12 protein-coding genes and 2 tRNA genes are annotated in these 20,248 nt (G+C 62.1%); 10 read left to right on the top strand and 4 right to left on the bottom strand.

All coding sequences use genetic code 11. The annotated features are described in order from the left end of the window. Window positions 1-308 precede the first annotated feature (308 nt). The 8 genes from tig to PCO31110_RS07165 all read left to right on the top strand — a co-directional run bounded on the left by tig (window position 309) and on the right by PCO31110_RS07165 (window position 9,367). Window positions 309-1,649, top strand: a complete 1,341-nt coding sequence (gene tig, locus PCO31110_RS07200) for a trigger factor (protein WP_010808094.1) — start codon at window positions 309-311, stop codon at window positions 1,647-1,649. A 126-nt stretch (window positions 1,650-1,775) separates the two neighbouring features. After that, window positions 1,776-2,429: an ATP-dependent Clp endopeptidase proteolytic subunit ClpP gene (gene clpP, locus PCO31110_RS07195; protein ID WP_150690401.1), complete on the top strand. Its 654-nt coding sequence runs from the start codon at window positions 1,776-1,778 to the stop codon at window positions 2,427-2,429. Window positions 2,430-2,664: 235 nt separating this feature from the next. Then, a complete protein-coding gene (clpX, locus tag PCO31110_RS07190) occupies window positions 2,665-3,945 on the top strand; it encodes an ATP-dependent Clp protease ATP-binding subunit ClpX (RefSeq protein WP_150585532.1) in 1,281 nt (426 codons plus the stop codon). Between the two features lie 193 nt (window positions 3,946-4,138). After that, on the top strand, window positions 4,139-6,559 hold the full coding sequence (gene lon, locus PCO31110_RS07185) for an endopeptidase La (RefSeq protein WP_010808091.1): 2,421 nt from the start codon (window positions 4,139-4,141) through the stop codon (window positions 6,557-6,559). Between the two features lie 276 nt (window positions 6,560-6,835). Continuing rightward, complete coding sequence (locus PCO31110_RS07180; protein WP_484555863.1) at window positions 6,836-7,138, top strand: HU family DNA-binding protein; 303 nt, start codon at window positions 6,836-6,838, stop codon at window positions 7,136-7,138. Between the two features lie 56 nt (window positions 7,139-7,194). Further along, window positions 7,195-7,270 (top strand) — tRNA-Val (locus PCO31110_RS07175). 16 nt (window positions 7,271-7,286) lie between these two features. Further along, window positions 7,287-7,363, top strand: a tRNA-Asp gene (locus tag PCO31110_RS07170). Window positions 7,364-7,444: 81 nt separating this feature from the next. Then, entirely contained in the window at window positions 7,445-9,367 is a 1,923-nt protein-coding gene (locus tag PCO31110_RS07165; RefSeq protein WP_150690015.1) for a SurA N-terminal domain-containing protein, read from the top strand. Between the two features lie 55 nt (window positions 9,368-9,422). On the opposite strand, the gene PCO31110_RS07160 is transcribed toward PCO31110_RS07165, so the two are convergent. Beyond that, window positions 9,423-10,067 carry an arylesterase gene (locus PCO31110_RS07160; RefSeq protein ID WP_150690014.1) on the bottom strand — a complete coding sequence of 215 codons (645 nt, stop codon included), beginning with the start codon at window positions 10,065-10,067 and terminating at the stop codon, window positions 9,423-9,425. Between the two features lie 52 nt (window positions 10,068-10,119). Here PCO31110_RS07160 and PCO31110_RS07155 point away from each other — a divergent pair, with 52 nt between their 5' ends. Further along, the gene (locus PCO31110_RS07155; protein WP_010808087.1) at window positions 10,120-10,812 is read left to right on the top strand and encodes an ABC transporter ATP-binding protein; all 693 of its coding nucleotides are present in this window, start codon (window positions 10,120-10,122) and stop codon (window positions 10,810-10,812) included. An 87-nt stretch (window positions 10,813-10,899) separates the two neighbouring features. On the opposite strand, the gene pgi is transcribed toward PCO31110_RS07155, so the two are convergent. From pgi to PCO31110_RS07140, 3 genes are all read right to left on the bottom strand, one after another. Next, window positions 10,900-12,582 (bottom strand): glucose-6-phosphate isomerase, encoded by a 1,683-nt coding sequence (gene pgi / locus PCO31110_RS07150; RefSeq protein ID WP_246189765.1) that lies wholly within the window; start codon window positions 12,580-12,582, stop codon window positions 10,900-10,902. A gap of 132 nt (window positions 12,583-12,714) precedes the next feature. After that, window positions 12,715-14,376, bottom strand: coding sequence for a bifunctional ADP-dependent NAD(P)H-hydrate dehydratase/NAD(P)H-hydrate epimerase (locus PCO31110_RS07145; RefSeq protein WP_036662579.1), 1,662 nt, complete (start codon window positions 14,374-14,376; stop codon window positions 12,715-12,717). A gap of 243 nt (window positions 14,377-14,619) precedes the next feature. Beyond that, the gene (locus tag PCO31110_RS07140; RefSeq protein ID WP_010808084.1) at window positions 14,620-15,894 is read right to left on the bottom strand and encodes a D-amino acid dehydrogenase; all 1,275 of its coding nucleotides are present in this window, start codon (window positions 15,892-15,894) and stop codon (window positions 14,620-14,622) included. A gap of 253 nt (window positions 15,895-16,147) precedes the next feature. Between PCO31110_RS07140 and purL the strand changes: the two genes are divergently transcribed. Beyond that, the gene (purL, locus tag PCO31110_RS07135; protein WP_150690013.1) at window positions 16,148-20,179 is read left to right on the top strand and encodes a phosphoribosylformylglycinamidine synthase; all 4,032 of its coding nucleotides are present in this window, start codon (window positions 16,148-16,150) and stop codon (window positions 20,177-20,179) included. Window positions 20,180-20,248 lie beyond the last annotated feature (69 nt).

The raw sequence follows: 20,248 nt of genomic DNA, 5'->3' as shown, positions 1-20,248 counted from the left end.
CTCTAAAGCGTTGTTCCGCCCAATAGGGACGCGCCTGACGTGGCAGATGGCGCCGGGAAGGTGCGCGAAGGCAAAATGGTCCGATTTCCCTGATTTCCGGCCGGAAAGTCTGGAGACCGGACAATAGTTTGCTAAAATGTCCCGCTTTGTGTGCAAAACCGTTTTGGGGCTACCCCGATTTGTCGGGGGCGGAGGGAAGCCGGCGTTACATCGCCGGTTCCGGCCCAAGGTTGATTAACTGACTGGGTCCGCTTGCGGCATTCCCTCGCCGCAACACAGAACGACCCTCTGGATGGACGAATATCCTCATGACTATCGCTGTTGAAAACCTCGGCAAGCTCGAGCGCCGCTTTACCATCGCCCTGCCCAAGCAGGAAGTCGAAAAAGAAGTCGCAGCTCGCATTCAAAAGCTGTCGAAGACGGTTCGCATGCCGGGCTTCCGTCCGGGCAAGGTGCCCCTGAAGATGGTCACCCAGCAATACGGTGGTCAGGTCGAAGCCGAAGTCGTGAGCGACAAGGTTGGCCAGCAATTCTTCGAAATCAGCAAGGAACAGGATCTGCGTGTGGCAGGCCAGCCGCGCTTCGCGCCGAAGGCCGATGCTGCCGACACCGAATACGCATTCGACGCCACGTTCGAGATCTACCCGGAAGTCAAGATCGGTGATCTGGCCGCCGCGGAAGTCAGCCGCACCACGACCGACGTCTCGGAAGCCGAGATCGATCGCACCATCGACATCCTGCGCAAGCAGCGCGTGCACTATCACGTGCGCGGCGAAGCTGGCGCCCATGGCGACGGCGGCGCGGTGGAAGCCAAGGATGGCGACCGTGTGACGGTCGACTTCGTCGGCAAGATCGACGGTGAAGTGTTCGCTGGCGGTAGCGCCGAAGACTTCGTCTTCGTGCTGGGCGAAGGCCGCATGCTGCCGGAATTCGAGAAGGCTACGCTGGGCCTGAAGGTCGGCGAGTCGAAGGAATTCGAACTCAAGTTCCCGGACGAGTACCACGGCAAGGAAGTGGCTGGTAAGACCGCCACGTTCACCGTCACGCTGAAGAAGGTCGAGTGGGCGCACCTGCCGGAAGTCGACGCCGAGTTCGCCAAGTCGCTCGGTATCGCGGATGGCAGCATCGAAAAGATGCGCGCCGACATCAAGGAAAACCTGTCGCGCGAAGTGAAGCGCCGTACGCAGGCCCTGCTCAAGGATCAAGTGATGAACGCATTGATCTCCGTGGCAGAGCTGGAAGTGCCGAACGCGCTGGTCGCTCAGGATCAGGAGCGCCTGGTGGCGATGGCTCGTCAGGACCTCGCACAACGCGGCGTGCCGAACGCTGGCAACGTGCCGATCCCGGCGGAGATGTTCAAGGAGCAAGCCGAGCGTCGCGTGAAGCTGGGTCTCATCCTGGCTGAGCTGGTCAAGCAGAACGACCTGCAAGCCAAGCCGGAGCAGATCAAGGCCGAAGTCGAAGAGTTCGCGAAGAGCTATGAAGACCCGCAAGAAGTCGTCCGCTGGTACTATGGCGATCAGCAGCGCATGGCGGAAATGGAAGGTTTTGTCGTCGAGAACAACGTAGTCGAGTTCGTCATGGGTAAGGCCAAGGTGACCGACAAGCAAGTCAGCTTTGAAGAGCTGGCTGGCAACACGCAGTCCTGATCGAGCGCGACACGACCAACTGAGCCGCCGCGGCCGCAAGGCCGTGGCGGTTCTTTTCCAAATGGCCTCCGGGCCTCCTCCCTGCGGCGCGCAAAACCATCTCGATAGAAGGGTCGAACCGATATGATTACCCGTTCCGAATTGCTCGCCCAACTCGCCTCCCCGACGCACAACTCCGCCCTCGAGACACAAGGCCTTGGCCTCGTGCCGATGGTCGTCGAGCAAAGTGGTCGTGGCGAGCGCGCTTACGACATTTACTCGCGACTCCTCAAGGAGCGCATCATTTTCCTGGTGGGCGAGGTCAACGACCAGAGCGCGAACCTTGTCGTCGCCCAGTTGCTGTTCCTCGAGAGCGAAAATCCGGACAAGGAAATCTCGATGTACATCAACTCGCCGGGCGGTTCCGTCTCGGCGGGGCTGGCGATTTACGACACGATGAAATTCGTTAAGCCGGCGGTCTCGACGCTGTGCCTGGGCATGGCCGCGAGCATGGGCGCATTCCTGCTCGCTGCCGGCGAAAAGGGCAAGCGTTTTGCGCTGCCGAACGCGCGCATCATGATTCACCAACCGCTGGGCGGCGCCCGCGGTCAGGCGTCGGACATCGAGATTCACGCCCGGGAAATCCTTTTGCTCAAAGACCGATTGAATCAACTGCTCTCCGACAACACCGGTCAGTCGCTTGAAGCCATTGCGCGTGACACCGATCGCGACAACTTCAAGTCGGCGGCCGATGCTGTCGAGTATGGGTTGATCGATCGCGTGCTGGAAAAGCGTCCCTGATTCGGTCTCGAATTCAGGGCGCCTGAGGGTAACATGGCTGGCGCGACACCGGGTGTTTTCGTCTCGAAAGACCGGGTGATCGCGCCAAGTCTTTGTCGTAAAAGGGAATTTAGGGTTGTCGCGGGTGGGCCACACGCTCGCGCGGCATGGCGTTACAATGCAATTACGTATGCCGCGTTTGCCGCCCCCGACGGGGGACGACCGGGGCGCAAATTGCTAGCAGGCTGACACAGATATGGTGGATAAAAAAAGCACTTCCAACGGCGAAAAGCTGCTCTACTGCTCCTTCTGCGGAAAGAGCCAGCACGAGGTCAAGAAGCTCATCGCAGGTCCGTCCGTGTTCATCTGCGACGAGTGCATTGATCTGTGCAACGAGATCATTCGCGACGAGGCCGCAGCAGCCGAAGATGAGAGCGGCAGTGGTGGCAAGTCCGATTTGCCGTCACCGCAGGAAATTCGCGAGAGTCTCGATCAATATGTGATCGGCCAGGACCGCGCGAAGAAGATCCTGGCGGTTGCGGTCTACAACCATTACAAGCGACTGAAACACCTCGGCGACAAGCGCGACGAGGTCGAGCTGTCCAAGAGCAACATCCTGCTGATCGGGCCGACCGGTTCGGGCAAGACGCTGCTTGCGCAGACGCTCGCGCGTTTGCTCAACGTGCCCTTCGTGATTGCCGACGCCACTACGCTGACCGAAGCCGGTTACGTGGGGGAAGACGTCGAAAACATCATCCAGAAGCTGCTGCAGAACTGCAATTACGAGATCGAGCAGGCGCAGAAGGGCATCGTCTACATCGACGAAATCGACAAGATCAGCCGTAAGTCGGACAATCCGTCGATTACGCGCGACGTGTCCGGCGAAGGCGTGCAGCAAGCGCTGCTCAAGCTCGTGGAAGGGACGATGGCGTCGGTGCCGCCGCAAGGTGGCCGCAAGCATCCGAACCAGGATTTCATCCAGGTCGACACGACGAACATCCTGTTCATCTGCGGCGGTGCGTTCGATGGCCTCGAGAAGATCATCATGAACCGCACCGAGAAGACGGGTATCGGTTTCGGCGCGACGGTCAAGACTGGCGAAGAGCGCGACGCTGGCGAGTTGCTGCGTGACGTCGAACCGGAAGATCTGATCAAATTCGGCTTGATTCCTGAGTTGATCGGCCGTCTGCCGGTGGTTGCCACGTTGGGTAAGCTTGATGAGGACGTGTTGGTGACCATCCTCATCGAACCGAAGAACGCTTTGGTCAAGCAGTACCAGCGTCTGTTCATGATGGAAGGGGTGGAGCTGGAAATCCGCCCGGCGGCGCTGCATGCGGTGGCGCGCAAGGCCATCAAGCGCAAGACCGGTGCGCGTGGCCTGCGTTCGATCATCGAACAGGCGCTACTCGAAGTTATGTACGAGCTGCCGTCGCTCAAGGGCGTTACCAAGGTGATTCTGGACGAAAACGCGATCAGCGGCGACGGAAAGCCGCTTTTGATCTACCAGGAGTCACCCAAGGTTGCCGGCTCCAATTGAACGGTCAACTCAGTGCTACCCGAAGCCGTTCATGGAAACATGGACGGCTTTTTTTCCTTCATACTAGTGCCACGGGCAATGAAACCCCGAGTGGTGCAACTTGTCGGCGAATGGGCTTTCCGTCCCTCTTGTAATTCTCGCCGGCGGCCTCAACTAGCTGGAACACAACGGTTCGTTAAATATGGGGAACGAGATGTCAGGCACCCAAATCCTCCCGCCCGAAGCGATTCAACTGCCCCTGTTGCCTTTGCGCGACGTGGTCGTGTTTCCGCACATGGTGATTCCCCTTTTCGTGGGGCGTCCGAAATCGATTAAAGCGCTTGAAACCGCCATGGAAGGCGGCAAGCACATCATGCTGGTCGCGCAGAAAGCCGCGGCCAAGGATGAGCCTACGTCCAAGGATCTCTACGAGATCGGTTGCGTGGCGAACATCCTGCAAATGCTCAAACTGCCCGATGGCACCGTCAAGGTGCTGGTCGAGGGGATTCAGCGCGCTCGCACCCTGAGCGTGGATGAGGAAGAAACCCAGTTCACGTCGGAAGTCATGCCGCTCGAACCGGATGACGGCAACTCGCCGGAATCCGAGGCCCTGCGTCGTGCGATCGTGGCGCAGTTCGATCAGTACGTGAAGCTCAACAAGAAGATTCCGCCGGAGATCCTGACGTCGCTGTCGGGCATCGACGAGGCGGGTCGTCTGGCGGATACCATCGCCGCTCACCTGCCGCTCAAGCTTGAGCAAAAGCAGAAGATTCTCGAGATGTTTCCGGTCATCGAGCGCCTTGAGCATCTGCTCGCGCAGCTCGAGAGCGAGATCGACATCCTTCAGGTCGAAAAGCGTATCCGTGGCCGCGTGAAGCGCCAGATGGAGAAGAGCCAGCGCGAGTACTACCTGAACGAACAGGTCAAGGCGATCCAGAAGGAACTAGGCGAAGGCGAAGAAGGTGCGGATCTCGAAGAACTCGAGAAGCGCATCAAGGCCGCGCATCTGCCGAAGGAAGCCAAGAAGAAGGCTGACGCCGAACTCAAGAAGCTCAAGCTGATGTCGCCGATGTCGGCCGAAGCCACCGTCGTGCGCAACTATATCGACACGCTGGTCGGTTTGCCGTGGCGCAAGAAGAGCAAGGTGAACAACGATCTGTCGAACGCCGAAAAGGTGCTCGACGAGGACCACTTCGGTCTCGAGAAGGTCAAGGAACGCATCCTTGAGTATCTTGCCGTGCAACAGCGCGTGGACAAGGTCAAGGCCCCGATCCTGTGCCTGGTCGGGCCCCCCGGCGTAGGTAAGACGTCGCTCGGTCAGTCGATCGCGCGTGCGACGAACCGCAAGTTCGTGCGCATGGCGTTGGGCGGCGTGCGCGACGAGGCTGAGATTCGTGGCCACCGTCGCACGTACATCGGGTCGATGCCGGGCAAGATTCTGCAGAGCCTGTCGAAGGTGGGGGTACGTAACCCGCTGTTCCTGCTCGACGAAGTTGACAAGATGGGCATGGACTTCCGGGGCGACCCGAGTTCCGCGCTGCTCGAAGTGCTTGATCCCGAGCAGAACCACACGTTCTCGGATCACTACGTCGAAGTCGACTTCGATCTGTCGGACGTGATGTTCGTGGCCACCTCGAACTCGCTGAACATTCCGGCGCCGTTGCTCGATCGTATGGAAGTGATTCGCCTGTCGGGCTACACGGAAGACGAGAAGGTCAACATCGCCCAGCGTTATCTGCTGCCGAAGCAGAAGAAGAACAACGGGTTGAAGGAAGGCGAGATCGATCTGACGGAATCCGCGATTCGCGACATCATTCGCTACTACACGCGCGAAGCCGGTGTGCGTTCGCTCGAGCGCGAGATCTCGAAGATCTGCCGCAAGGTCGTGAAGATGCTGTTGCTCAAGAAGGTCGATGGTTCATCGATCAAGGTCGATGCGAGCAATCTCGACAACTTCCTGGGCGTGCGCAAGTTCGACTTCGGTCTGGCCATGAAGGAAAACCAGATCGGTCAGGTCACGGGTCTGGCGTGGACGGAAGTGGGCGGCGATCTGCTGACCATCGAAGCTGCGCTGATGCCGGGCAAGGGCAACATCATCCGCACGGGTTCGCTCGGCGACGTGATGAAGGAGTCGGTCGAAGCGGCACGTTCGGTGGTGCGTTCGCGTGCCCGTCGCCTTGGTGTGACGGACGAGCAGTTTGAGAAGAAGGACATCCACATCCACGTGCCGGAAGGTGCGACGCCGAAGGACGGTCCGTCCGCCGGTATCGCAATGACAACGGCGCTCGTCTCGGTGCTCACCGGTATTCCGGTGCGTGCGGATGTGGCAATGACCGGTGAGATCACGCTGCGCGGCGAAGTGCTGCCGATCGGCGGTCTCAAGGAGAAGTTGCTTGCGGCTCACCGTGGTGGCATCAAGCTCGTGTTGATTCCGGAAGAGAACGTGAAGGATCTCGCGGAGATTCCCGATACGGTCAAGAATGCGCTGGAGATCGTGCCGGTGCGCTGGATCGACAAGGTGCTCGAACTGGCGTTGGAGCATGCGCCGGTGCCGCTGCCGGAAGAGGAAGCGAAAGCTGCACCTGTCGCGCCGAATGCGGATACCAGCGGCAAGCAGGACGTCATCAAGCATTGACGCTCACATTTCGTTTGGCGCGACGGCATTTTCTTCGTCGCGCCAGATCGAAAATGGGCAAAAAGCTCGGGGTTTTCCCCGGGCTTTTTTTATTCACGCAAAGTGCTCGAAAATGGTGACCGGAATGCGCAGATTCAGGAGTGCTTCCTATGCCGCCAAAGGGGCGTAAAACGGCGCAAAACGGCTTGACATCAGGGTTTGCGGCTTGTCTAATGGCAAAGCCAGCGGACCTCGCAGATCAATGTCAAGGCGCGCAAAGAGCGCCTCCGCGGCTCAATCGCCTACTATCCTTGCAAGGGGGTTACAGTGAATAAGACGGAACTGATCGATCATATCGCGGGTGAGGCAGATATCTCGAAAGCTGCTGCCGGTCGAGCACTTGATGCATTGGTGGGTGCAGTAAAGAAAGCGTTGAAGAAGGGCGAGCAGGTGACGCTGGTCGGCTTTGGTACGTTCCACGTCGCGAAGCGCGCGCCGCGCACGGGGCGCAATCCGCGCACTGGTGCAGCGATCAAGATCAAGGCAGCGAAGGTTCCGAAATTTCGCCCTGGCAAAGGTTTGAAAGATACGTTAAACTAACGAGCTTTCCTGCTTCGGCGGGAAACGGTAACAAGAACAACGCTTGAATCGGGAACGGGTGCTTAGCTCAGTTGGTAGAGCGGCGCCCTTACAAGGCGTAGGTCGGGGGTTCGAGCCCCTCAGCACCCACCAGTTCCAGATATCTTGGGGAGCGGTAGTTCAGTTGGTTAGAATACCGGCCTGTCACGCCGGGGGTCGCGGGTTCGAGCCCCGTCCGCTCCGCCAAATTGTGAAAAGGCGAACTTCGGTTCGCCTTTTTTGCCATATGACGTCCTAAGACGCTCTAGACGACTTTTCCGATTTCGTATGTTCGACTTCATCCGCCGTCATCAACGCTTGGTCCTCATCTTCCTGACGGTGCTGATCGTCCCGTCGTTCGTGGTGTTCGGCGTTCATGGCTTGCAAGACTACGCCGCGGATGCCAGCACGATCGCCAAGGTGGGCGATCAAACCGTGACACGTCAGGAGTACGACAGCGTGCTTCGCGCGCAGACCGAGCGCATGCAGCAAATGTTCGGTGGCGCTGTCGATGCGAGCCAGATCAACACTCCCGAAATGCGCAGTGCTGTGCTCGATAACCTGATCCAGCAGAAGCTGCTCACGCAGGAAACCCTCAAGAAGAATCTGTCGGTGCCCGACGCGCAAGTGCGTGAGGCGCTGCTCGCCATCCCCGCGATTGCGCAACTGCGCCGTCCAGATGGCTCGATCGATCAGGCCAAGTACGAGCAACTGCTGTCAGCACAGAACCTCACGCCGCAACGACTTGAAGCGCAAATCCGTTTCGAACTGGCATCGAACCAACTGCCGGCAAGCGTGCAGGCAAGTGCCATGTTGCCGAAGGCGGTGCTCGATCGTTTCGCACAACTGCGTGCCCAGCAACGTGACGTCGCGGTGCTGAATTTCCCGGCCTCGGACTTCGCGGGTAAGGTCGTGCCGACGCCACAGCAGATGCAGGCGTACTACGATGCGCATAAGGCCGCGTTCCAGACGCCGGAGTCGGCCGAGATCCAGTATGTTGTGCTCGACCCGAAGGCCATGCCGGCATCGGCGCAGACGCCTGCGAGCGACGACGTGCTGCGCAAGATGTACAACGACAACCTGAAGCAGTACACGACGCAGGAAGAGCGTCGCGCGTCGCACATCCTGATCGCATCGCCGGCCGATGCCTCGCCGGCAGATCACGCCAAGGCGAAGGCCAAGGCCGAAGCGCTGCTCGCGCAGATCAAGCAGAACCCGAACGACTTCGCCAAGCTGGCCAGCGAGAATTCGGAAGATCCGGGTTCGAAGGCCAACGGGGGTGACCTCGGCTTCTTTGCGCGCGATGCGATGGTCAAGCCGTTTGCCGATGCTACATTCGCGCTCAAAACCAGTGGTGACGTGAGCGATGTCGTGAAGAGCGACTTCGGTTATCACATCATCAAGCTGACGGGCATCAAGCCGGCGCAAACGAAGTCGTTCGATGAAGTGAAGGGGCAGTTGGCCGATCAGTATCGCCAGCAAGAATCGGCGAAGGCGTACGCCAAGCTGGCCGATCAGTTCACCAATGCGGTGTACGAGCAACCCGACAGCCTGCAGCCGGTGGCCGACCAGCTGAATCTGAAGGTGTTGTCGGCGAAGGTCACGCGCACGCCGGACCCGTCGCAAGCGCAAAGCCCGCTGGGTAACGAGAAGTTGCTCAAGGCGGTGTTTGGCGACGAATCCCTCAAGAACAAGCGAAACACCGAAGCGGTGGATGTCGGTCAGGGCGTGCTGGTGTCGGCTCACGTGGTGAACTACCATCCGGCCGCAACGCCGCCGCTCGCGCAGATCGAGGCCCAGGTCAAGGAGAAAGCGGTTGCCGATCTGGCGGATCAGGAAGCCAAGAAGGTCGGCGAAGCCAAGCTCGACGCGCTGAAGAAGGGTGGCGACGCGGCGTTCGGTGCTGTGCAGACCGTTTCGCGTGACAACCCGGGCAAGCTGCCGGCAACCGCGTTGACCGCAATCTTCGCTGCCGATACGGCCAAGCTGCCGGCGTATGTCGGTGTGGCGCTCGGCGAAGGTCAGGGCTATGCGGTTTATCGCATCGGCAAGGTGACGCAACCGGCTGAACAGGATGCACAGCGTCTTGCCGCCGAAGCACAGCAGCTCAACCAGCTGGCCGCTCAGGCCGAGTGGAATGCGTGGCTGGGTGACCTGCGCGTTCGCTCGAAGGTCAAGGTCGTCCATGACGTCACGAAGGCAGGTTCGTGATCGATTGATCGATATCTGGATGCAAAGGAAAACGCGGCCAATCGGCCGCGTTTTTTTATGCGCCGGACTTCGGTGTCCGGGAGTCCGCCGCTTTGGCAGGAGGTTTGCCGGCGGGTTTGAGCAGCGGCTTCACCGTTGGCCAGACGTTCTGCAGAATTTGCGGATGTGCCTTGGCCAGCGGGTGAATCTGGTCTTGCTGGAACCAGTCGGGGTGTTCGATCACGCCGGCAAGCAGAAAGGGCACGTAGCCCGTCTTCTCTTGCTTTGCGACTACGGAAAACATATTGAAGAACTGTTCGCTGTAGTCCGGGCCGTAGTTGGGAGGAATGCGCATGCCGACGACGATCACCCGGCTGCCCGTCTTGCGTGCGGCGGCGATCATCTCAAGCAGGTTCTTGCGTGTGAGATCCAGCGGAATGCCGCGCAGGGCATCGTTGCCGCCTAGTTCGAGGATCGTGACGGCGGGGCGATAGCGTTCGAGCAATGGCGTCAGACGGGAACGTCCGCCGCTCGTGGTGTCACCACTGATACTCGCATTGACGACGTTATAATCGAAGCCGCTTTGCGTGATCGTCTGCTGCATCAGATTGACCCAGCCGGCGCCGCGCGCGATGCCATATTCCGCAGAAAGGCTGTCGCCCACGACCAAAATCGTCGGTGCGCCCGAACTTGCCGCGCTCGCCGCGGTCCCTGACAGCATGCACCAGCCTACGAGGGCTGAGGCGGCCAATTTCAAGAACTCTCTTCTTGCCATGTCGTTTTCCGAAAACGTAATTGAAGTGCGGGGTCTGGGCAAACGGTTGCGTGACGCCACCGGTGAACTAGTCATTTTGCAGGATATCGATTTCTCCGTCTCGAAGGGGCAGAGCGTGGCAATCGTCGGCGCATCGGGGTCGGGGAAGTCGACGCTGCTTGGCTTGATGGCAGGACTCGACACCGCGACCGATGGCGCCATCACGCTGCTGGGCAAGTCGTTGGGCGATCTCGACGAAGAGGGCCGCGCTGCGCTGCGACGTGGCGCTGTCGGATTCGTCTTCCAGTCGTTCCAGCTCATGCCGCATCTGACCGCACTCGAGAACGTCATGCTGCCGCTCGAGCTGTTGGGTGAGACACATGACGTGCGCAATCGTGCGGTCAAGTTGCTCGAGCAAGTTGGATTGGGCGCGCGACTGACGCATTATCCCAAACAACTCTCGGGCGGCGAGCAGCAGCGTGTGGCGTTGGCGCGGGCCTTTGTCACGAAGCCTGCGGTGCTATTTGCCGACGAACCCACGGGCAGTCTCGACACGGCCACAGGCGAGCGCGTCATTGACCTCATGTTCTCGCTCAACGAGGCGAGCGGTGCGACGCTGGTGCTCGTGACGCACGATCTGGCGATTGCGCAACGTTGCGATGCGACGGTGCAGCTCGCCGGCGGGAGACTGGTCAACGGCACTTCGGTTTGACGAACGGACGGAAGGGGGCGAGCGTACCCGCCGTCGTCGCGGCCACCGCAGCAATCGGCAGCGGCGTGGAGAGAGGTTTCGAGGCCTTCAGCCCTTCGCTTTCAGGGCTTCGCCCGCCATGCGAATCAGCGAGGTTGTAGAGGCGTCGTGCGCGTCCGGCTTGAGCGAACCCAGATCGGCGAGTTCGGGTTCGATCGCACGGCAGAGCGTCTTGCCCAGTTCAACACCCCATTGATCGAACGGATTGATGTTCCAGATGGCGGCCTGCACAAACACCTTATGTTCGTAGAGCGCTATCAGCGCTCCCAGGCGTTCGGGCGACAACTTGTCGATCACTAGCGTGTTGCTCGGCCGGTTGCCATCGAACCGGCGTTGCGCACCCAGCGGGCCGCCGGCCTGTTCAGCAGTTGCCATCGAGCCGCCCTGCAGCAACGCTTCGCTTTGCGCAAAGCAATTGGCAAGCAGTTTGCGGTGATGATCGAGATAGTCCCGTGCGTCGTACTGCGGTTCGAGTACGGCGATAAAGTCCACCGGCACGAGGGTCGTGCCCTGATGCAGCATCTGAAAGTAAGCATGCTGGCCGTTCGTGCCCGGTTCGCCCCAGATGATCGGCGCGGTTTGCCATGCAACAGGCGCACCGTCGATTTGTACCGACTTGCCGTTGCTTTCCATGTCCAGTTGCTGGAGATACGGTGGCAGCTTCTGAAGTGCGTCGGTGTAAGGCGCGATGGAAAGCGTCTGAGCGTCGAAGAAATTCCGGTACCAGACGCCGATCAGGCCGAGCAGCACGGGCATGTTGGCTTCGAGCGGCGCGCTGCGGAAGTGTTCGTCCATCGCATGGGCGCCGGCGAGCAGTGCATCGAAATGCCGAGCGCCCAGATACAGCATGATGATGAGTCCGATCGACGACCAGAGCGAATAGCGACCGCCGACCCATTCGCCGAACTCGAATACGTTCTCGCGGCGAATGCCGAACGACGTGGCTTCTTCCACGTTCGTCGACACCGCGACGAAATGCCTGCCGAGTTCGCTCTCTGGAATGCCGTTTGCGACGAACCATGAGCGAATCGTGCGTGCGTTGGTCATCGTCTCCAGCGTCGTGAACGTCTTCGAGCAAACGACGACCAGCGTGGTCTGCGGATCAAGCAGCGGCAGTGTACGCGCGAGTTCCGTCGGATCGATGTTGGCGATGAAGTGCGCGCTCAGATCCCGGCGGCCATAAACGGCCAGCGCGTCGCACACCATGCGTGGCCCCAGATCCGAACCGCCGATGCCTACGTTGATGAGATGCTTGATACGCTTGCCGGTCGCACCGACCCATCTTCCGTCGCGCACGCTTTCGCTGAAAGCACGCATGCGCTCGAGTGTTTCGTGCACGCCGCTGCTGACGTCGCTCGTGGCGTCGCGAAAGACCATGCCCTTCGGCGCGCGCAGGGCAATGTGCAATGCTGCCCGGTTCTCCGTGACGTTCACATGTTCGCCGGCCCACATGGCATCGCGTTTGGCCGGCAGGTTGCATTCACGTGCGAGATGGGTGAGCAGCGTGCGCGTCTTTTCCGTAATGCGGTTCTTCGAATAATCGAGATACAGGCCGGCCGCATGCAGAGAGAACTGTTCGATGCGTGCGTTGGCGCCTGCGCCGGAGAACCAGTCGCGCATATGCTGGACGGCGATTTCGTCGCGGTGCGTGAGCAGGGTACGCCAGGCGGGGAGTTGATCCAGACGAGCGGAAGGCGCGGATGGCTTGTACGGCATGTGCGATATGGGCATTTCGATTATGCGAAGTATAACGGGAGTCGCAGCGCAATCGCGCTGAAATGCGGCGATGGGCGATCTCGACGCGACCGCGCAGATACGCGGCAAGGCATTTCAGGCGGAATTGGCGCACGACCCGTGGCGTGATCAGGCGAAGGGCGTCGCACGCGTTGCTTCGTTCAGCAGATCAGCCAATTCGGCACGCATGGCAGGCAAGAGTTCCGACGCCGTCAATCCCGCAGGCCCGGCACCCGCGCGCACGCAGCGCTCGGCGCCCCGGCCATGCAACCAGACGGCAGCCAGTGCCGCCTGCGTTGCGGGCATGCCCTGCGCCAGCAGCGCGCCGATGGCGCCGGTGAGCACGTCGCCCGTGCCAGCCGTGGCCAACCCCGCATTCCCCGTCGTGTTGATCCAGGCCTCGGTCCCGTTGTCGATCACGCTGCCGGAACCTTTGAGCACGATAGTTGCGCCGAAATGCTGAGCGAGCGCGCGGGCGGAAGCTAGCCGATCCGACTGGATACGGGCGACGTCGCACCCTGCCAGACGCGCGGCTTCGAGGGGATGCGGCGTTAAAACGGTGGGCCCGGCGCGACGACGCACGCGCTCGGCAAGCGACGGCTCGGCGGCAAGCAGATTGAGGGCATCGGCATCGATGACCAGCGGCGTGTGCTCGAGTGCGAGCGCGCGCGACAGGCACGCGGCAGACGCCGCGGAGGTCCCAAGCCCAGGGCCGACGGCGACGGCTTGCATCGTCGCAAGATCGAGGTTTTCGGCGCGACGCAGCATCAGTTCCGGATGCACTGGGTCCCAGGCAGGTGCGTCGTGCGCGACAAACCCGACATAGACACGCCCGGCGCCCGTCATCAGGCCGGTACGTGCGGACAGCAGTGGCGCGCCGACCATGCCTTCATGGCCGCCGAGCACGGCCAGCGATCCGTAACTTCCTTTGTGGGACGCGTGATGCCGTTGCGGTAGATGGGCGACAAACGCGCTGGGTGCGCTCGTCGTGATAAGGCTGCCATCGGGAAGTGCGGCTTTTGTCGTTGCCAGCACCTCGTCTGCACCCAAGGAGGCAACAAGTACCTCGCCGGCGACGTCTCGGCCAATACCGGTGAACAGTCCGGGGCAGGCGCCGAGCATTGCCATCGTGACGTCGGCGCGAATGGTCGGCCCGCCAGCGACGCCGGTGGCCGCGGCCAGCCCGCTGGGGATGTCGATGGCAAGCACGGGCGTGCCTTGGGCATGCGCATGGGCGACGTTCCCGACAAGCGCGGCGGCGGCGCCGTCTAGCGGGCGCGCCAGACCGATGCCGAACAGTCCGTCGACGATCCAAGCGTAGGCCGACGGCTCGGGCCAGGTCTCAGGTGCGGGACGCACCGGTACGCCGCAGGCAAGGGCGTCGGCGAGCGCCCAGCGCGCGTCATCGGCCGTCGGCGGCGCCAACTGCCAGACATCGACCAGCACGCCGCGCCGGTGCAACTCGCGCGCTGTGACATAGGCGTCGCCACCATTGTTGCCGGGGCCGGCGAGGAGCAATACGGGCTGACGCCCCGCGCTCGCAAGCGCAGGCAGGCGTCCAAAAAGCCACTCGGCGAGCGCAGCCCCTGCGCGGGCCATCAGCGTATGCGCCGCCAGTTTGGCGGCCGCGGCCCGTTCGACATCGCGCAACGTGCCGGGAAGATGCAAGTCGAGCGCGACCGTCGCGCAAGCTTTCCCGAGGGCAGCGCCGGGGCGTGGCCCCGGAGGGTGCGCCAGCGGGCTCTGGATGGCAGCGGCGGCGGGAACGTTGACGTGCAGAGAATCGGACATGGCGGGCGAAGCTCCCGGTAGCAAATGCGGCGAGCGCAGCACGGCAAACAGGTGTGCTGCATGCATATCTGCAGATTATGCCGTCATCGTACCGTTCTGCCTGCCGGTGTGAATCCCGATATCGTGTCGGTTTACTCCGACACGATATCGGTGGTGATGCGCCGATCAACCCGCCACCGTTGGCGGGGCGTCGGTGCGAGGGCCCGGCCAGGGCGGCCCTCGTCATGGGACAGGCTGTGGCGACTAGTGCGTATAACGCGCGAGCGTCAGCCCGTTCAGATCGATTTCCGGCGCTTGACCGGAGATGACGTCGGCCAGCACGCGACCGGAGCCGCAGGCCATCGCCCAGCCGGTCGAGCCGTGGCCAACGTTCAGGAAGATGCCGGGCAGGTGCGTGGCGCCGAGCAGCGGCGGGCCGTCCGGAAGCATCGGACGTGCGCCCACCCAGGCGCGCGCCTCGCGGTATCTCCCCGCCCCAGGGAACCAGTCCGTCGCCACCTTGTACAGCGTGGCGATGGCGCGTTCGCGCAGCACGAGTTCGGCGTCGCCCAGTTCGGCCGTTCCGGCAATGCGCAGACGGTTGCCTTGCGGCGTGATGGCGGTTTTGTACGACTCGTCCATCACGGCAATGCGCGGGCTGAACAGTTCGGTCTTGACCGGCACCGTGATCGAGTATCCCTTGATCGGCCAGAGCGGCAGATCGATGCCCAGCGGGCGTAGCAGCGCGGTACTGGTCACGCCCGCCGCGATCACCACGGCATCGGCTTCGAGCGTTGCGCGCTGGGCCGTTTGCACGGTGCTGGCCGTCTCGACGGTGACGCCAGTACGGCCCACGTTCGGGCGCACGGACAATACAGTCGTCTCGGTAGTGAGCGTCACGCCCATTTCCCGCGCGATCTGGGCGAGGCGCTTGGTGAAGAGCGGGCAGTTGCCGGTCTCGTCGCGCGGCAGGTGCAGGCCGCCTGCCAACGGGGCATCGGTCGACAGCGCAGGTTCGAGCTTGCGGCACTCATCGGCGGTGAGCAAACGATGCGGCACCTCGTTTTCGGTGAGCATCGCACGCGCCGGCTCGTTCATCCTGATTTCGCGCTCGGTACGGAACAGTTGCAGGTAGCCCTGCGTGTGCTCGTATTCGAAGACGTGGGCCTCGCGCAACTCGTGCAGGCAGCGCTGGCTGTAGAAGGCGAGGCGTTGCATCCGTTCGCGATTGGCGCGGTACCGGTCGAGCTTGCATTCGCGCAGCCAGCGGGCCGCCCAGCGCCACGTTCCGGCCGACAGGCCGGGCCGGAAGATGAGCGGACTGGCCGAGCTGAACATGTAGCCCAGCAGCTTGCGCGGCATGCCGGGGGCCGCCCAGGGCGTGACGTACCCTGGCGCGATGACGCCCGCATTGCCGAAACTGCTCTCTTGCGCAACCGTGCTGTTACGCTCGACGAGCGTGACCGTGTGCCCCGCAGCGGCCAGATAGTAGGCAGTACACGTGCCGATGACCCCGCCGCCGATAACGATGACCTTCATTCCCAACCGTCTGGTGTGTGGCGAACGCCCGTTCGTTCGCTTGTTAGTGTCGTTTTTTTCCGTGCCGTCACCGGATAACCGGTTTCGCGGCCCGTGTTGGTTACGGGGCGCATAGGTTACCAGAGAGATGCCTTCCCAGGGCGGGAGGCTGCCATAACGTGTGTCGCGCGCTCGGGTATAAGCCAGGGTAAGCAGGGTATAATCCCGGTTTGCCGTTCCCCCGCGTTTTGTACGCCTCGCCTTCCGTCCGTTCATGACTCACATTGCCTGCTTCGCCGGCGCCTTGGCGCTTTCCGAATTCCGCCAGCAACGTCTTCTGAAGACCCTGCAAGCCATCGACAGTTCGATCGTGCGTGTCGACGCCCGCTACGTTCATCTCGTAGCCAGCGCCGAACCTCTTTCGCGCGAAGACGTGGCTCGCGTCGCCGGTTTGCTCACTTACGGTGAGCCGGTAGGGGAAGAGCCGGTCGGCGACCAGTTGCTGGTGATCCCGCGTCTGGGCACGATTTCGCCGTGGGCGAGCAAGGCGACGGATATCGCCCATAACTGCGGCATCGATCACGTGCGCCGTATCGAGCGCGCCGTCGAATATACGATTGGTGTGAAGCCGGGCCTGCTTGGCGGCAAGAAATCGTTGCCCGCCGACGTGCTCGCTCGGGTCGCAGCTGTGCTGCACGACCGAATGACCGAGACGGTCGTGGCCACGCGCGGCGATGCCGAGGCACTCTTTGTCGAACTGCCGGCCAAGCCCCTGCAGACCGTCGACGTGATCGGCGCCGGGCGCAGCGCGCTCGAAGCCGCCAACCGCGACCTCGGCCTGGCGCTCGCCGACGACGAAATCGAGTATCTGGTCGATGCCTTCAGGGGACTGAAGCGCAACCCGACCGACGTGGAACTGATGATGTTCGCGCAGGCCAACAGCGAACATTGCCGTCACAAGATTTTCAATGCGGAGTGGACCATCGATGGTCAGGCGCAGGACAAGTCGCTGTTCCAGATGATCAAGAACACGCACCAACTGCACCCGCAGGGTACGGTGGTGGCGTATTCGGACAATGCTTCTGTGATGGAAGGCGCCGAAGTGGAGCGGTGGTATCCGCGCGGTGCCGATGGCAAGTATGGCCGCAGCGTCGAACTCACGCACACGCTGATGAAGGTCGAGACGCACAATCACCCGACGGCGATTTCGCCGTTTCCGGGGGCGTCGACGGGCGCGGGCGGCGAGATTCGCGACGAAGGCGCGACGGGCCGTGGCTCCACGCCGAAGTCCGGTCTGACCGGCTTCACCGTGTCGAATCTGGCGCTGCCGGACGCCCGCGAGTCGTGGGAGAACGACCGCGACGTGGCCGTGCCGCCGTCGCTGCGCAAGCCCGACGACACCGGCACCGACTACGGCCGTCCGGACCGTATCGCATCGCCGTTGCAAATCATGATCGACGGCCCGCTGGGCGGTGCCGCGTTCAACAACGAATTCGGCCGTCCGAACCTCGGCGGCTATTTCCGTGCCTACGAACAGAATGTGGGCGGTCGCGTGCGCGGCTATCACAAGCCGATCATGATCGCGGGCGGCTTGGGCAACATTGCTGCACAGCACACGCACAAGCACGATTTGCCTGCCGGCACATTGCTCATCCAGATCGGCGGCCCGGGCATGCGCATCGGTATGGGCGGCGGCGCCGCCAGCTCGATGGCGACCGGCACGAACACGGCCGAACTCGACTTTGATTCGGTGCAACGCGGCAACCCCGAAATTGAGCGCCGTGCTCAGGAAGTCATCAACTGGTGCTGGCGTCAGGGCGAAGCCAACCCGATCCTGTCGATTCACGACGTCGGCGCGGGCGGTATCTCGAACGCCTTCCCGGAGCTCGTCGATGGCGCGGACAAGGGCGCACGTTTCGACCTGCGTCAGGTCCAGCTCGAAGAGTCGGGCATGTCGCCGGCCGAAATCTGGAGTAACGAAGCGCAGGAGCGCTACGTGCTCGCGATCGCGCCGGACAGTTTCCCGGCTTTCCAGGCAGTCTGCCAGCGTGAGCGTTGCCCGGTGGCTGTGATCGGTATCTCGACGGCCGAGCGTCAACTGAAGCTGGTCGACCCGATGCATCCGGAGTCGCCGGACCCGGTCGACATGCCGATGGACGTGCTGCTCGGCAAGCCGCCGCGCATGCACCGCGACGTCTCGCGCGTGAAGGCGGAGCTGCCGCCGGTGGACGTGACGGGCCTGTCGCTGGACGACGTGGCGCGTGCCGTGCTGCGTCACCCGACGGTTGCCAGCAAGTCGTTCCTTATCACCATCGGCGACCGTACCGTGGGCGGCCTGACGGCGCGCGACCAGATGGTCGGTCCGTGGCAGGTGCCGGTGGCCGACTGCGCCATCTCGCTAATGGATTACGCCGGTTATCGTGGCGAAGCCATGACGATGGGCGAACGTACGCCGCTGGCCGTGATCGATGCCCCGGCATCGGGCCGTATGGCGGTCGGTGAAGCTATCACCAACATTGCGGCGGCGCCGATCGCGTCGCTCGACCAGATCAAGCTGTCGGCCAACTGGATGGCCGCATGCGGCACGGATGGCGAAGACGCGGCGTTGTTCGATACGGTCAAGGCCGTCGGCATGGAACTGTGCCCGGCGCTGGGACTGTCGATTCCCGTCGGCAAGGATTCGCTGTCGATGCGCACCAAGTGGGAAGACGCGGGCCGCAGCAAGGACGTGGTCGCACCGGTCTCGCTGATCGTGTCGGCCTTCGCGCCGGTGGAAGACGTGCGTGGCCATCTCACGCCGCAACTGCGCTCGGTCGCGGAAGTGGGTGAGACGGTGCTCATTGCCATCGATCTGGGTCATAACAAGAACCGTTTGGGCGGCAGTATCCTCGCGCAGGTCACGCAGCAGATCGGCGACGTGACACCGGATGTGGACGATCCGGCCGACCTCCAGCGCTTCTTCGACGCCATCCAGAAGCTCAATCGCGACGGCAAGCTCCTCGCGTATCACGACCGTTCGGACGGTGGCCTGTTCGCCACGGTGGCGGAAATGGCTTTCGCCGGCCACGTCGGCGTGTCGCTCAATGTCGACATGCTCACGCTCGATGAAGGCTTCGAATCCGATTACGGCGACGCCAAGGATTGGGCCAAGCAAACGGTCGGCCGTCGAGAGGACAAGACACTGCGAGCGCTCTTCTCCGAAGAACTCGGTGGCGTGATCCAGGTGCGTGCCTCCGAGCGCGATGCGGTGCTGCAGGCGCTGCGCGACGCCGGTCTGTCGAACTGCACGAACGTGATCGGCAAGCCGAACACGAACGACGTCATCGAGATTTATCGCGATGCCAAGAAGGTGTTCGGCGCGCCGCGTGCGGAACTGCAACGCGTGTGGTCGGAAGTGAGCTGGCGCATTGCGCGTCTGCGCGACAACCCGGCCGCCGCCGATGCCGAATACGAAATGCTGAACGACACGAGCGATCCGGGTCTTTCGCCAAAGGTGACGTTCGACGCGAGCGAGGACATCGCCGCGCCGTTCATCGCCACGGGCGCGCGTCCGAAGATCGCTGTCCTGCGCGAGCAGGGCGTGAACTCGCATCTGGAGATGGCCTACGTATTGGACAAGGCCGGCTTCGAGGCTTACGACGTCCACATGAGCGACCTGCTCGCAGGCCGTCATACGCTGGAAGCATTCAAGGGCTTCATCGCCTGCGGCGGCTTCTCGTATGGCGACACATTGGGTGCGGGTGAGGGCTGGGCGAAGACGATTCTGTTCAACCCGGCGCTGGCCGAGCAGTTCGCCGGTTTCTTCAACCGTGCCGATACGTTCGCATTGGGCGTGTGCAACGGTTGCCAGATGATGAGCAACCTGTCGAACCTGATTCCGGGCGCTGCCGCGTGGCCGAAGTTCACGTACAACCAGTCGAAGTACGAGGCGCGTCTCACGCAAGTGGAAGTGCTCGACTCGCCGTCGTTGTTCTTCAAGGACATGGGCGGTTCGCAACTGCCGATCGTGATTGCGCACGGTGAAGGCTTCGCAAATTTCGGTCAGCAGGGCAACATCGATCAGGCCATCGCCGCGATGCGTTTCGTCGACCATCGTGGTCAACCGACCGAACAGTATCCGTTCAACCCAAATGGCTCACCGTGCGGCCTGACCGCAGTGACAACGGGCGACGGCCGCTTCACGGTGATGATGCCGCACCCGGAGCGAGTGTTCCGCACGGTGCAGATGAGCTGGGCGCCGGCCCAGTGGGGCGAAGATAGCCCGTGGATGCGCATGTTCCGTAACGCTCGCCGTTGGGTGGCTTGATGGCTTAACGGTGATATTCCGCACGGGTGTTCCGTGCGGCGTATGCCGAAGGGCATAAAAAAATCCCGC

The sequence above is a fragment of the Pandoraea communis genome (assembly GCF_902459745.1).
Taxonomy (GTDB): domain Bacteria; phylum Pseudomonadota; class Gammaproteobacteria; order Burkholderiales; family Burkholderiaceae; genus Pandoraea; species Pandoraea communis.
The sequence above is the reverse complement of the archived record's forward strand: the minus strand, read 5'-3'. Positions and strand labels throughout refer to the sequence as shown.